At 42.8% G+C, this 15,326-nt stretch carries 9 protein-coding genes; 4 read left to right on the forward strand and 5 right to left on the reverse strand.

What is annotated here, in order from left to right; all coding sequences use genetic code 11:
* The 4 genes from susD (at nucleotide 1) to DW862_RS00685 (ending at nucleotide 6,766) form a co-directional block, all read left to right on the forward strand.
* Nucleotides 1-1,611: a starch-binding outer membrane lipoprotein SusD gene (gene susD, locus DW862_RS00670; protein ID WP_117610623.1), complete on the forward strand. Its 1,611-nt coding sequence runs from the start codon at nucleotides 1-3 to the stop codon at nucleotides 1,609-1,611.
* A gap of 35 nt (nucleotides 1,612-1,646) precedes the next feature.
* The gene (locus DW862_RS00675) at nucleotides 1,647-2,819 is read left to right on the forward strand and encodes a SusF/SusE family outer membrane protein (protein ID WP_004324583.1); all 1,173 of its coding nucleotides are present in this window, start codon (nucleotides 1,647-1,649) and stop codon (nucleotides 2,817-2,819) included.
* A gap of 25 nt (nucleotides 2,820-2,844) precedes the next feature.
* On the forward strand, nucleotides 2,845-4,326 hold the full coding sequence (locus DW862_RS00680) for a DUF5115 domain-containing protein (protein WP_004305043.1): 1,482 nt from the start codon (nucleotides 2,845-2,847) through the stop codon (nucleotides 4,324-4,326).
* Between the two features lie 163 nt (nucleotides 4,327-4,489).
* Nucleotides 4,490-6,766 (forward strand): alpha-amylase family glycosyl hydrolase, encoded by a 2,277-nt coding sequence (locus DW862_RS00685; protein WP_004305044.1) that lies wholly within the window; start codon nucleotides 4,490-4,492, stop codon nucleotides 6,764-6,766.
* Between the two features lie 165 nt (nucleotides 6,767-6,931).
* On the opposite strand, the gene DW862_RS00690 is transcribed toward DW862_RS00685, so the two are convergent.
* The 5 genes from DW862_RS00690 to DW862_RS00710 all read right to left on the reverse strand — a co-directional run bounded on the left by DW862_RS00690 (nucleotide 6,932) and on the right by DW862_RS00710 (nucleotide 15,309).
* Nucleotides 6,932-7,696, reverse strand: a complete 765-nt coding sequence (locus DW862_RS00690; RefSeq protein ID WP_004299751.1) for a UDP-2,3-diacylglucosamine diphosphatase — start codon at nucleotides 7,694-7,696, stop codon at nucleotides 6,932-6,934.
* Between the two features lie 72 nt (nucleotides 7,697-7,768).
* Nucleotides 7,769-8,080 carry an iron-sulfur cluster assembly protein gene (locus DW862_RS00695; protein ID WP_004299750.1) on the reverse strand — a complete coding sequence of 104 codons (312 nt, stop codon included), beginning with the start codon at nucleotides 8,078-8,080 and terminating at the stop codon, nucleotides 7,769-7,771.
* A 161-nt stretch (nucleotides 8,081-8,241) separates the two neighbouring features.
* Nucleotides 8,242-10,881 (reverse strand): glycoside hydrolase family 2 protein, encoded by a 2,640-nt coding sequence (locus tag DW862_RS00700; RefSeq protein WP_117683202.1) that lies wholly within the window; start codon nucleotides 10,879-10,881, stop codon nucleotides 8,242-8,244.
* 165 nt (nucleotides 10,882-11,046) lie between these two features.
* Complete coding sequence (locus tag DW862_RS00705; protein WP_087321600.1) at nucleotides 11,047-13,086, reverse strand: GLUG motif-containing protein; 2,040 nt, start codon at nucleotides 13,084-13,086, stop codon at nucleotides 11,047-11,049.
* A 27-nt stretch (nucleotides 13,087-13,113) separates the two neighbouring features.
* The gene (locus DW862_RS00710) at nucleotides 13,114-15,309 is read right to left on the reverse strand and encodes a peptidase M26 (protein WP_243636438.1); all 2,196 of its coding nucleotides are present in this window, start codon (nucleotides 15,307-15,309) and stop codon (nucleotides 13,114-13,116) included.
* Nucleotides 15,310-15,326 lie beyond the last annotated feature (17 nt).

Below are 15,326 nucleotides of genomic sequence, written 5' to 3' on the forward strand. Positions count from 1 at the left end.
ATGAAGTTCAAATATATAAAATCAATAGTTTCAGCAGCGTTGTTCCTTAGCCTGACCACCGGAATGACCTCCTGTATCAATGACCTGGATATATCTCCAATCGATCCTCAGATGACTGCCACCTTCGACCAAGATATGTACTTTACCAAACTATACGCTTCACTGGGACTTACCGGACAAAAATTGAGCGAAGATCCGGATATCGCAGTAAAGGACGAAGGTCAATCCTGTTTCTATCGCGCTCTTTTCACTAACAATGAATATGGCACTGATGAGATGATATGGACCTGGCAAGAAAATGCCGGTATCCCCGAACTAACTTATATGCGTTGGAACTCCTCTCATCAGCAGACAGAAATATTATATAATCGTTTAGCATATAATATCACACTCTGCAATTTCTTCCTGAATCAGATCGCCGGAAAAGAGGATGCTACCTCCGTTCAGCAACGTGCCGAAGCCCGTTTTCTCCGTTCCTTATTTTACTATTATCTGATGGACACCTTCGGAAAAGCTCCTTTCACCGAACACTTCTCCAAAGAGAATCCTCCTCAAAAGACGGCCTCCGAACTGTTCGCTTATATTGAAAGCGAACTGGAAAGCATCGAAAATGATATGAGCGAACCGCGTCAAGCTCCTTTCGGACGTGCCGACAAAGCTGCTTGCTGGTTGCTGCGTGCCCGTTTGTATCTCAATGCCGAAGTATACACCGGACAACCGCGTTGGAATGATGCTATCACCTATGCCGGCAAAGTGCTCGATCCCTCCAATGGATACGGATTGTGTGGAAATTACGAACAACTTTTTATGGCAGACAATGATGAAAATCCCGATGCTAAAAAAGAAATCATCCTTTCTATCCGTCAGGATGGTGTACAAGCAAAGAGTTACGGAGGAAGTTACTTCCTGATTGCTGCAACGCAAAAGAGCGACATGCCGAATCGCGGAACAAATGACCCTTGGGAATGTATCCGTACACGCAAAGCACTGGTTGACAAGTTCTTCGCAAACAGTGAGGATATTCCTTTCACCGAATATACCGATAATAAATGGCAGAATGTGAGAGATGTGCAGGCTGCTGCAAAAGATGAACGCGCCTTGTTCTATACAACCGGTCGCAAAGCCGAACTGGAAAGTGTAGGTAAATTCACCGACGGACTTTCATTTATGAAATGGAGTAATCTGCGCTCGGACGGACAACCCGCTCACGATGCTAAAATTCCTGATACGGACATTCCGTTCTTCCGTTTGGCGGAAGCTTATCTGATTCGCGCGGAAGCCTATTTGAGAGCAGGCGGCGCAAATGCACAACAAAATGCCTGGTTGGATATCAAAGCCCTCAGAGACCGTGCCAAAGCAACAGAAATACCCTCTGCCAATAACCTGACATTAGATTATATTCTGGATGAACGTGCCCGCGAATTGTATCTGGAAGGATTCAGACGCACAGATTTGATCCGTTATGGCTATTTCACCTCAAGCACCTACCTCTGGGATTGGAAAGGCGGTTCCTTTGAAGGAAACGGTGTGAGTTCGATCTATAATCTCTATCCGATACCGAAAACAGAAACGCTGACGAATACAAATATGACTCAGAATCCGGGATATTGATAGAACCTTTATTCACGTTTTAAAGACTGAAAACAATGAAAAACCTATATAAACTATTTACATTGACAATGGGGCTACTAGCTCTGTCCGCCTGTGAAGCAGACCGTGACAGCAACCCTGTGTTGAACGAACCGGATACGTTCGTACTGAATGTGCCAGCTTTTGCTTCCAACAACGTGTACGACCTTAAAAACTCCGAATCATTGGAATTAACCTGTACACAACCGGATTACGGGATTCCGATGGCAACCACTTATTCAGTACAAATTTCACTGGAAGAAAATTTCGTTGACGCTCATGCAGAGACAAATACGGAAGCTAATTATACAACTTTGGGTACTACCCATTCTTCTGCCAAAATGGAAGTGAAAGCTTTAGAATTTGCATTGGCACTGGGAGACTTGTGGAGTGCATCCTCCGATGAAGAATTTCCGACCACTCCCATACCCGTTTATGTACGCCTGAAAGCGGAACTGACCAATAGTGGTCGTGGCATCGCTTTTTCGAATGTAATTGAACTTCCCAAAGTATTGGGATATAAAGCTGTACCGCCTCTCGAATTACCTTCCAGTATATTTATCAATGGCTCGATGGCAGGTAGTAATTGGAGCAACTGGGTGCCTTTGGCAGCAGTAAACGGAATGTCCAAGTTCTTCGGTTTATTCTATTTCGGAGGCACTGATATGTTCAAGTTCGGTACTAAAGAAGGAGAATACATCGGATTCAACGATCCACGTCTGACAATAGCCTCGGATGCATTCACCGGATCGGATGATGGATTTGGCGGACAAAATATCAGCGTTAATGTCACAGGCTGGTATACAGTGATCATGTCTGTAAGCATCAAAGGGACTGATTATGCCTTTACGCTGGATATTGCTCCGGGCGAAGTTTGTCTGATAGGCAATGCTATAGGAGATTGGACATTCGGCGATAAAGGCAAATTCCAAGCACCAACAACGGCAGATGCAGACTTTGTTTCACCGGTATGCACCGGAGGCGGAGAATTGCGTATGTCCGTCAAAGTTCCGGGAGAAGACTGGTGGCGTACGGAGTTCGCTATACCTAATGGAAAAATCGTGTTCCGTGAAAACAAAAGTGTGATTGACAGTTGGTCGGAAATAGGTCCTGAATATGCGATAAACGTTAAGGCAGGGCAGAAAATAAATCTGAACTTTGTTCAGAAAACAGGTTCCGTTACTCAATAATCGTTAACTTTAATAACTGAATATCATGAAAAGATTATCATATATGGCGTGTCTGTTGCTTGCTTCGGCAGCTTTCACCGCTTGCGATGAAGATTTTAAGGACTGGGCTGATCCCCAGTCCAATCCCCAGGAAGAAGCTATAACTGCAATGGTAGATATAACTCCGGTTGCCAGTATGAAACTTGAAGAACAGCCGGGCGATTCTGTGGTAATCGCCTCTGTTTCTTCGATTGCAGAAAACTTCTCACTCACAGCTTGTAATATAGAATTAGTTGCCGAAGGGCAGATATTAAATCTACCGTCAAAAGTAAAAGATGGGAATATAAAAGTCAGGTTGACAGAACTTGACCAAAAAGTGGCAAGTTTGTATAAGTCACAAAAATCTTTAGAGCGCGAAGTCACTTTAAAGCTGACACCGGTAGTCATGACAACCAACGGTGAAGCAACTTCACTGACTGAATACCCGGAAATGCAATCTGCCATCACTCCGGTCGCAACTCCGGCTGTGGATACGGAATACTATATAGTAGGTGATCTAAACAGCTGGCAGATGGACAAATCGACAGCCACAAAGCTCGAAGTAGACAAAGACAATCAGTATCTCTTTTCAGTAGTCGTCGAGTCGGAAGAGAAGTTTGATTTCAAGATTGTCCCGGGAAGTGCGATAGAAGCTCCGGATGCCTGGCAAAGAGCCTTGGGTGCTTCCAAAGTAATAGAAGATCCGGATCCGGGATTATTGGCTTTCAGGGATAAAGAAGGAGCCGACCCGGATAATCTCACCTGCGCCGGCGGAAAGAAAATGAAAATTACGATTAATGTAGAAGATTATACATACACAATCAAGGAGGATCTACCCGAGCACATGTACATCAATGGATCTCCGTACAGTCTTGGGTGGGATTGGGCAGTAGCTCCTGAAATGGTTCCTGTCACACAGACTCCCGGAATGTTCTGGAGTATACAATATTATACGGCGGGAGACCAAATCAAGTTTGCTCCGGTTAGAAAATGGGAAGGAGACTTTGGTTATGACGAAGAAATCTTATCTCCGGAAGCAATTGATTTCGCCGAATTAACATCCTCAGGAGGCAATATTGGCATTGGTAAATCCGGATGGTATCTGGTAATTGTCGCAGTGACTACAGAAGGAAAAACAATTTCATTCCGTTTGCCGGAAGTTTACCTGTTGGGAGGTGTGATTAACAATTCGTGGAATTGCGATGAAACGACCTTGTTCAGGATTCCGACCGATAAAACAAGCGACTTCATATCACCGGCAGCAACCGTTACAGGCATGGCACGTATTTCTACTACGGCTGTAGATGCCGGAGGCTGGTGGAAGAGCGAATTTACACTTGATCTGGCTAATGAAGGCGATGGTACTATCGTTTACCGTGAGAATAAGAACGTATCGGATAATCTAAGCGAACTTGGCTACGAATGTAATGTAAAAGCCGGTCAGAAAGTCCATATTAACTTTACGACAGGCAAAGGTAAAGTCGAATAACTATCAGACACTCTTAAACAGCACAACGAGTAGAATCAATTACGATCATATCTCAAGTCTCCTTCTTCGGGAAAGAGGAGATTTGAGATATGATCGAAATCTGACACACTCAAAGCTAAATATAGTACCACTACATTGGAAGAAGAATTCTAAAATAAGGCTTATGAAAGACTTTAAATATATTTGGCTCCTTTTATTGCTGATACTCAACAGCTTTGGAGCTTGTTCAGATGATGATCCGTTGATGCCGGGCGAGCGTCCTTCGTCCGGAACTGATCCTGCCCCGGAAGAACAAGTTCTCCACGACGGATTTAATTTTGATCCGGCTATTCCTAAAGCGGATGAACCACTGACTATCACCTTCAAAGCACCCGAAGGAAGTAACTTCTATGGTTACGCTGACGACTTGTACTTACACTCCGGAACAGGAGCAAACTGGACAGGTGCACCTACATGGGGAGATAATCAGAATAAATACAGACTGAAAAAGACAAAGGACAATGTGTGGAGTATCACCCTTTCCTCATCTATCCGCCATTTCTATTCTGTTGCTCCATCTACTCCCTTACAGACCATTAACCTGATTGTACGTGATGCGGAAGGTAGCCAACAAACCTACGATTACGCAACTTTAGTAGAAGATAGTCAAAACGGATTTATCTGGGAAGAACCGCAAAAAGCCCCTCTCCCCATATCCGGAGAAGAAAAAGAGGGTATTCATATCCATTCGGCCACTTCGATAACGCTTGTATTATATGATAAGGACAGTCAGGGCGGTCATAAAGATTGTGTATTTGTAACAGGTAATTTCAACAACTGGAAACTGGATAGTCGCTACATGATGAAATATGACGAAACAAACCATTGCTGGTGGATCACTCTGGAGGAATTGACTGCCGGTGAAACACAGTTCCAGTACTTTGTGTACAGTGCTTCGGATGGCGGTACTTACTTGTGCGATCCTTATTGTGAGCAAGCATTGGAAAAGGGAGTGGATACCAACTTTCCCACTGGCGCACAAGCACCTTACGTATCAGTCGTAAGCACAAACCCACAACCCTATCAATGGAGTGCCGGAGAATTTGAGATGAAGAATAAAGAAAATCCGGTTATCTATGAGCTCTTGTTGCGGGATTTTACTTCCAGTGGAAATCTGGCAGGAGCAATGGAAAAGCTGCCTTACTTAAAAGAACTGGGAATAGATGCTATCGAACTGATGCCTGTACAAGAATTTGCAGGTAATGACAGTTGGGGATACAACACCGGACTATACTTTGCACTGGATGCCTCGTATGGAACTCAAAATGAATATAAAGCTTTTATTGACGCCTGCCATCAGAATGGAATCGCCGTTATTTTCGATGTAGTCTACAACCATACGAACAATGATAATCCGTTTGCCCGTATGTACTGGGATACGTTTAATAACCGCCCTTCCACTAAGAATCCATGGCTGAACGCTGTAACACCGCATCAGAAGTATGTTTTTTCACCGGATGATTTCAATCACACTTCAGAACAAACAAAAGCTTTTGTCAAACGCAACCTGAAATATCTGTTAGATACTTACCACATCGACGGTTTCCGTTTCGATTTCACCAAAGGTTTCACACAGAAACAGACAACAGGTGATGATGATTTGGCGGCAACCGACCCTGCTCGTGTATCAGTACTGAAAGAATACTACGAAGCCGTAAAAGCTGTCAAAGAAGATGCAATGGTTACCATGGAACATTTCTGTGCAAATGAAGAAACAACTTTAGCCACAGAAGGAATTCATTTTTGGAGGAATATGAACCATTCTTATTGTCAGTCGGCTATGGGCTGGAAAGATAATAGTGATTTCTCCGGATTATATGACACCACCCGTCCGAATCAATTTGTGGGCTATATGGAAAGTCATGACGAAGAGCGGTGTGCCTATAAACAGATTGAATACGGAAATGGAGCCTTAAAAACCAACCTGTCCGAACGGCTCAAACAGTTATCATCCAACGCCGCATTCTTCTTTACGGTTCCAGGTCCGAAAATGCTTTGGCAATTCGGCGAAATGGGGTATGATATTTCAATAGACGAAAATGGACGTACCGGAAAGAAACCAGTCCTTTGGGAATATCAGACAGAGCGTAAAAGCTTGGTAGATATTTATACAAAACTAATCACTCTACGGACAACACACTCCGATTTATTCAACGCTTCTTCTCAATTTACCTGGAAAGTCAGTTATAATGATTGGGATAATGGACGTACACTGACATTGAAAGCTGTGAATGGGAAACAACTTCATGTGTATGCGAATTTCACCAATGCATCTATCGATTATACTATTCCTGAAGGTACATGGTATCTATATCTGGAAAATGGGAATCCCGTGGAGGGAGAAAAAAAGATCAGTGTTCCTGCACACGAGTTCCGCTTATACACCAACTTTGCCGAATAACGAGCGGGTGTTTTGAGCAGAAAGGAAGATTTAACTAATAAGCATTGAAGATTCTCTAACGACAAAGGCACAAAGATGGCAGGTTATTTTTCTGCTACTTCTTTGTGCCCTTGTTTTATATTTTGTTCCGTATTATGCCTGACCTTTTATTTTGTTGAAACATAATTAGACCTGTGTCTCTCCCTCGATATACTCTTCCAAAAAGAGATTCTCTCCGTCAAACACGGCATAAGAGAAGAAGTTAATCCAGTCTCCCAAAATCAACACACGGGAGGTGGCGCTCAACATCAAATCCAGTTCAATGTGACGATGTCCGTAAATAAAGAAGTTGATATTGGGATGGCTTTTCAAGTAGTCTTTGGTATATAGTACCAAGTGTTCCTTGTTTTCTCCCATATAATCCGGTTCCTTTCCGTCCGCCCGTTTTTGTCGGCTGTGCTTAGCCCATGTTAAACCCAATTCAACACTCCAGCGGGGATGAATAGCAGAAAACATCGTTTGCAAAGTTTTGCTGTGGAACATCGAACGAAGTAGCTTGAACTTCTTATCCGGATCACCCAAGCCGTCACCATGAGCAAGATAAAACTCCTTTCCGTAGATTTCAGTAGTCAATGGTTCGCGATGCATGATGACACCACACTCTTTGGTGAGATAGTCTCCACACCAGATGTCATGATTACCTATAAAAAAATGCACCTCTACACCCATATCTGTTAGTTCGGAGAGCTTCCCCAAGAAACGGGTGTACCCCTTAGGAACTACCAGCCGGAATTCATACCAGAAGTCGAACATATCTCCCAGTAGATAAATGGCGGAAGCCTTATGCTTTATACTATCGAGGAAGTTCACCAAACGCCGTTCTTGAGTACGCCCGTGCTCAATAGCACGAGAACCAAGATGTGCATCGGAAAGAAAATAAATGTTCTTCATTTAATTACCAGTTACGAGATCTAATAACGAATTACAACTTATAAAATCAGAGCACTGCCTGACATAGAACGATTAAAGAAAACCTAATTCCAATTTGGCTTCTTCACTCATCATGTCTTTATCCCATTCAGGTTCGAAGACCAGATTGATGGTGGCGGAATTCACTCCTTCTACTGACTCCACTTTTTGGCGAATATCCTCCATAATAAAATCAGCAGCCGGACAATTGGGAGCTGTCAGCGTCATATCGAGTGCCGCTTCTCCACTATCGGAGACGTCAATCTTATAAATCAGTCCAAGATCGTATACATTGACCGGAATCTCCGGATCGTACACTGTCTTTAGCATAGCTACAATCTTCTCTTCTATTTCAATTTTTTCCATACGTCCTTATTTATTATGTATCGCAAAGATAGAGATAAAAAATGAAACATAAAAAATTAGGCACGGAATGCGTATCCCGTGCCTAAAGAATATATCATTTACTCTCTATCTCCGGTTACTAAAAAACACACCGGAACAGTAAATTGTTGTAATGAGTAGTCTTAATCTACTTTCTCACCGAAATCTGTCTGTTGTTGCTCCACTTCTTTCAGTTTTAATTCATTCAGTTCACGACGGCGGCGTTCCAACTCCAGTTCAGCATCACTCTTCTTGTCCATGGAGAACGATTCGGATGGCTTAGGCAGCGCTTCTTCTTTCTTATCAAATATCAATGGATACATTGGAACGGAAGATGTTAGTTCCAGTTCACCGCTTACAGGCATCTGTGATCCCTCAAACAAAACACTGGCTCTTACCTTAATCTTTCCGGGAGTCGTGGTCGACTGGATCAATACGGGAGCACTGCCCCATTTCACCGGAGCAGGATTTGCCAAGACATTAGCTCCGCCCAAAATACGTCCCTCTCCTTCTACAAAGAACTTGATATAATAATTATTCAAACGCTTTACATTTCCATTCTTATCCGTGATTTCTGCCACAACAGTAACAAAATCAGATCCATCAGCACGCAGTCCGATTCCTTCGTTGTCTACTCTCAAACGAATCTGTTCTGCACGGCGGGCGGGCATTACTTTATGTGTAGCCACCACCTTGCCATCCATCAGTCCTTCTGCCAGGAAATAGACGTCCGCATCATGCTTTTCACGAGTCATCTTCTTATCAACCATAAAGTCAAATATCCCGGGGAAAGTTATTACCGGAGAAGGCATTCCTTTTCGTGTCTTGTCTTTTTTATAGGTATAAGTTTGCCCATCTTTATTCACAGTCAAACGAACTTCATCGCAGTTGGAATACACCGTTACATCTCTGCTTGAGAACGGTGTCATCTCGTGAGCGATATAAACCATCGGTCCGCTTTCTGCCAAACTCTCGGAAACGACAGCCGGACGTTGCGCCTTAAACATATAATAAGAATACTTAGGCTGACGGAATACATCCATCAATCCACCATAGAACGGGTCCGGGTGGTATCCCCGCTGATGATCGAACGAATGCCACAAGCATCCGCCCACATGCCAGGGAGACTCTTTATACAAACCATCATAGCAAATGTAATTATAATAAGGAGAAGCGTAATGAGCAGCCTGTATAAGCATGGGCTGTTCTCCCCAGTTACGGGCTGTGCGACTTGGAGAATTGTGCGAACTCCAATCATCGACATTATCTCCCCACTCGCGTGTAAAGTAAGTTATTTTAGGATCACGTTTTGAAAGATCCATCGGATGGGTAAACTGCACCGGAAAATATTGCGAGCCCTTGGCTTGCACATCACAACCGGAATAGCAGGATGGATAAGGATATTCCTCATCAACAATCCCTTTCACACGCCCGGCAAAATCTTCCGGATACCATGTCTCATTCAAGATTGGTTCCCACAGCCATACACAAGGATGGTTACGGTCACGGCGAACCATATTACGTATATCATTATAAACCCGTTTGGCAAAAATGGGTTCGTCATTCCAGAATTGCCATCCCGGAGTATTCACGATAACAAACAGGCCAAGTTCATCACAGGCATCCATAAAAGCCGGGTCTTGCGGACAATGTGCATTACGGATTACTTCCAGCCCCAAATCTTTCAGTTTCTTGGCATCACGCCAGTGAATACTATTGGCAACCGCATTTCCTACAACTGCAAAATCCTGATGCCGATTAGCTCCCATCAAAGGTTTACCATAAGGTTTTCCATTCAGCCAGAAGCCATCTTTTCCCTTAAATTCGATACTACGGATACCGACGCGACGACGATAACCGTCTACTACATTTCCATTCTTATCATAAATACGTACACACAGATTATACAGATAAGGTGATTCAGGAGTCCATAAATGCGGCTGCTCTACTTTCATCTTTCCATTATGACTTGTCGCAGTCCCTTTACGGATATTCAGTTTCACATCTGACGATGCCACTTCTTTTCCTTCACGGTCTACTAAAGAATAGGAAATTTTTCCTGCAAAGCCCTGTTTGTCTTCATTACGTATATGCGCTTTCAAGAGAATATCTGCCGATTGCTCCGATACACGATCTGTGGCAATAAACAGTCCGCCTCCTGCTATTTCGTTCTCGTAATTCGGATCCGTGATAAACACATAATTATGTGCAATCAGCCAGCAATCCCGATAAATGCCTCCCAAATAGGCATAATCTAACACATCTTGTGGTTTTCCAGGCGCATAGGTCGGATCGTCGCTATTATCAGCCCACACCGCAATCACATTGTCCTCTCCCCACTTTAATGCATCAGTCACATCTACCGATACGGGAAGATAGCCTCCAAAGTGCTCTGCCAATAATTTACCGTTTACATAAATCTTACTTTTACCCATAATGGCTTCAAAGTGCAGAAACAGTTTCTTTCCTTTCAATGCTTCGGATGGAGTAAAGTGTTTACGATACCATACTTCCCCCTGATAATTGATGCAACCACTAGCCTCAGTAGGAAGATACTCGATACCATTAGGTAAAGACACCACCTGCCAGGTTTTGTCGTCAAATTCTTTTGCTTCGGCACCCACCACACTTCCTTTATAAAAGCGCCAGGCAGGATTCATCGAGTACACATCACGCCCGGTATCCGGTAACCGGAAGAAACCGGCTGTTGAAAATTCCGGCTCATGGGCATAACCCATAAAAAACAGAGATAAAAGCAGTAAGCTAACAAAGATTCGTCTCATATAAAGTTTTATTTTATAATGAATGTCATGTTGTCTGTCGCAATCAACCCAAAGATGTCTTCGACATACAAAGATAGTATATTCCAGATACGAATCCCCCTATTTGTCCTCTTCATATACAAAACAAGGATAAATAAGGGGATTCAAACTAATACCTGTCAGTTATTATTCATCCGGTTGAATGAGTAAAGGTACTCTGGCACTATCGGTTCCTGTATTTTCAACATACTTGTAACCAGAGCCAGCTACCGCTTGATTCATGGATGCTATTTTGTCAATAAGGGCAGCAGCATCGCTTACCTTAGTTGAAGTTGGTAAGTTTCCACCCGGATTCGAAACTCCGTCGGACATAAAATAACATTCGTTTGCTGTCACTGATCCCGTTGATATTCCACAAATGGTAACAGAAGCAGTGCCAGAAAGCACAGAAGTTGAATAACATCCTGTCAAAGTTCCACCATTTTTCACCAAACCACCAATATTTCCGGACGCTTTGGCCACTATTTCACCAGCAGCAAACGAAGCGGTTACAGGTCCTTCGTTTCCTCCCACCAGACCACCGGCATTCACAGCTGTAAATGCAGTAATAGTCATCAAAGAATAACAGCCAGTTATGGTTCCCTGAACATTCCAACCCACAAGTCCTCCGATGGCACCTTCACCATTACCTCTATATACAAAGGATACCTCCTTGTCAATCGAAGAACCTTGTATTTGTGCCTTAGACCACCATCCGTTCACACCTGCCAATCCACCGGCATTTACTTTACCACCGGCAACAGTCAGTACCACATTACCTTTTACCTTACAATCCTTTATCATTGACGCACCAGTCTGATTATGTCCGGTAATAGCCCCTAACTTAGCATCTGCTCCATTGACAGTCAACGCTCCTCCATCAATGACGCAATTCTGAATCGTTCCGGTATTTATTGCTGCAAATGCTCCAGCTGCGCCTGACACTTGTTTCACTGTTACATCTTTAAGAGTTAAATTTTTAATGATACCATTATTAGTTATAAACAAACCGGCATCGTTTCCTGTTGCTTCAATTGTAAGACCGGAAATAGTCTTGCCATTGCCGTCCAATATACCTTTAAACTCCGTAACCGGTACCCATGCCTCTTTAGTCGACATATCAAGATCAGCATCTAATGTAATTACCGTAGCAGCATTCGTCATAACAGTCGGTTCAATTGCCAAATTTATCAACCCGTCTTCTTTCTTGACTAAATACTTACCCGCTTCAGTCTCCTCATATCCCAAGTCTGCCACCAGCATAAATGATATACCATATCGCTTTCCAGCCACATATTTATATTCATCTCCTGCTACCACCGATTCGGCATTATAAAGTTCACTGATCTTTCCTTTTTTCTCTATTGTTTCCGTAGAGGAAGAATCTCCCACTTTTTCTATCGTAGCAGTAAAGGTTAATTCTGTATCCTTTGTCATGTCTGCCATCGGGAAGAAACTCAAATAACCGTATGCAACTTCATTCTTTGCCATGTCCAAACTTGTCATAGACAAAGTCAGACTATTACTTTTATCACCATACGTTTTCTCTTCTCCCGAAACTGTCAACGTTTTTGGGAAAATAGCAGCATCAGCCGAAACAACCACCTTTGTCACTTTATAGGCATCCGGTCTTCGATTGGTGAATTTAAACTGATAAAGAGCTGTCAAATGTTCAAACTTAAGATTGGTGACGGTAGTCCCATTCACCGTGCCTTTAGCAAGCATGTGCATCGTATTCTGCAGCTCTGCTTTTTGGGCACTTTGCGTAGCATCTCCCAACGTAAAAGTGAAAACATTCCCTGAAGTCGGAACATCTTTTTTCGGATAGATTCCCCAAACAGTAGCTCCCTCTTCAAAGTTACCATTCCCTGCAAATTCCACATTTCCAGACGGTTCACTCTCATCATAATTTATGGTTGTGAAATCATAGCCATTTGTTCCATTCCAAAGTGTAACCTTATCATCGGCATTCCACATAAAGGAACTACCGTCATCTTGTACGTTGGCACGTGTAGACGATTCTTTGTCCGTATTTTCATACCCCCGGATAGAAGCAACAGCCACATAAGTCTGTGATTCTCCCCGTTGCAGTTCATCCCCACCTTCAATGAAAACATCTTCTTTACAAGAGCTTAGGGTGGCTGCACTTAGCAGCCCGATCCCTAATAAAGAATAGATTTTATTCATGATTTATTTTTTTCTGTTATCAGTTATTTAAATATCACCACCATCTCCAAAATCTGATCCACCGAAGCCAGGTTCTTTCACAGCCCCCTGTAGAATCAACGGACAGTATATATTAGTTCCGGCATCCTCATTCACTTTAAAGCTAAAACCAAATTCTGGATCCTTGGCTTCTATTGCCAAATTCATCTGACGTTTCTTATCCTTGAGTTGAGTAGCTGTTACCTTACTAATTCCATTTACAGATCCGCTTCCTACAGGATTAGTCACCGTCTCGCCTACGAAATAACACTGGTTGATTCCTGTTGAATTCGAAGCGACGAAAGCTCCCAATTTATTACTTCCAGCATTATTAGTCACATTTATCTGCGTGGTCGAGTAGCAAGCCGTCACAGTAGCATCAGCATTATTAATGGTATTCTGTGCAATGAAACCGCCAGTATTATTATAGATAGTTCCACTAATTGAACCGGCTACATAACAGGCCAGAACCGTACCGTTACTATTAGCCCCTATAAGTCCTCCTACTTGTCCGGAACAAGAAACCTCAAGTTTGGCTAATGAGTAACAACCTTTGACTTTACCGGAGTTGTTCCAGCCAACAAGTCCGCCGACACAGGATGCACCACTAGAGTTACTAGGATGCTTGATTGTTACATCTGCACCGACATACGAATTTATAATAAGAGCCGTTCCATTAAAATGCTCACCAACCAAGCCACCATAATTAGAATTACCAGCACCACTCAAATTAAGGTTAATAGTTCCACTGATAACTTGACAACCTTCTATTCTTCCTTCGGAGTTTCGACCGATCAAACCACCAAAAACTACCGGTTTTATAACGGTTGCAGTCACTCCCTTGACTGTACAATTCTGAATGACACTCGTTGAACTTTCGGCAGCCAATGATCCTGCTCCCTCTGTGATATCAGCAGAGAAACTTACATTTTCCAAAGTCAAATTCCGGATAGTTCCCGTATTGGTAGCTATAAAACCTTTATTAGCTATTTGCAAATTGCGGATGGTAACACCATTACCTTCAAATACACCTCCAAACGCACTAATAGGTTCCCAAAGTTCATTACCCATATCAATCACTTTTATTCCATCCCCTGCCGGTTCATCGATATATTCTTTTTCTAAAGTAACAGTTGCCTTACGGTATTCATCCGCAATTTTATTCCATCCGAATAATCCAGTCTTATTATAGATATGAATATTTCCATCATCATCGATCATATAGCCCTCATCAGGAATTCTGAAACGATAATCTACCTCAAAATCCATTTTATAATGCTTGCCGGCTGCAAACTGATTGGCAGTAGCATCCATATCAAGTCCGATGTTATCCTCCAAATCTTTGACTTTTACTTTTTTCAGCAGGATAATATCCTGTTCCACTTCATTATTCAAAACGCTTACTGTAATATTCAGTTCGGTCGTACTTTTCATCAACCGGGTATCACCATAGGTTGTAGGTAATATATTCAAATACCCGTTTAATGTTTCATTCTGCGCCAATGCTTGTCCACTCATGTCAAGTGTCAGTTTGTTACGCATACCTGAAAGACTCTGTACCACTCCGTCTTCGTCGATCTTCAACTCTGCGGGAAATACATCATCATCACTCTCCAGCGTAATATAGCGAATCTTCAGTTCCCGGTCCGACGTGTTTTTCAAACCAAACTGTATCAATGCAGTCAATGGTGAAAACGTTAATGCAGGAATCTTATTATCAGTCACATCCCCGGTGGCAACCATATAGGTAGTGGCTGCCAGTTCTGCTGTTTTTCCAGTCTGAGTAAATGTCTCCGGCATAGAAAAGGTAGCCAGGTCATTAAATGTTTTTGCTTCTTTCCGTGGAAATACCGCAATCAGCTTATGGCCATTTTCTACAGCAGCTTTTCCTGTGAATTCAGCAGATTTGTCAGGTTGGTTGTCATTATACCCCGGGGTGATAGAGAAATCATAGCCGGCTCCGAAGTTGCGATTCCATAATGTAACAGCATCTCCTTTATTCCATGTATACACTCCATTCTGCAAATTGCTGCGACCCAAAGGGGCGGACTGTTTAATAGAAGCTATAAATGAATAATCAGTCAGATTCTTGTCGGTTTCGTTCCCTTCACCGTTATTTTCATTCACTATCTTGTCCTCTTCGCAAGAGGTTAGTGCCATTGCGCCCAGCAGTGCAACGCTCAATAAGTGATAAACCTTTTTCATAACTATATAAAAGTTTG

The organism is Bacteroides sp. AM37-9, assembly GCF_003603455.1.
GTDB classification, from domain to species: domain Bacteria; phylum Bacteroidota; class Bacteroidia; order Bacteroidales; family Bacteroidaceae; genus Bacteroides; species Bacteroides xylanisolvens.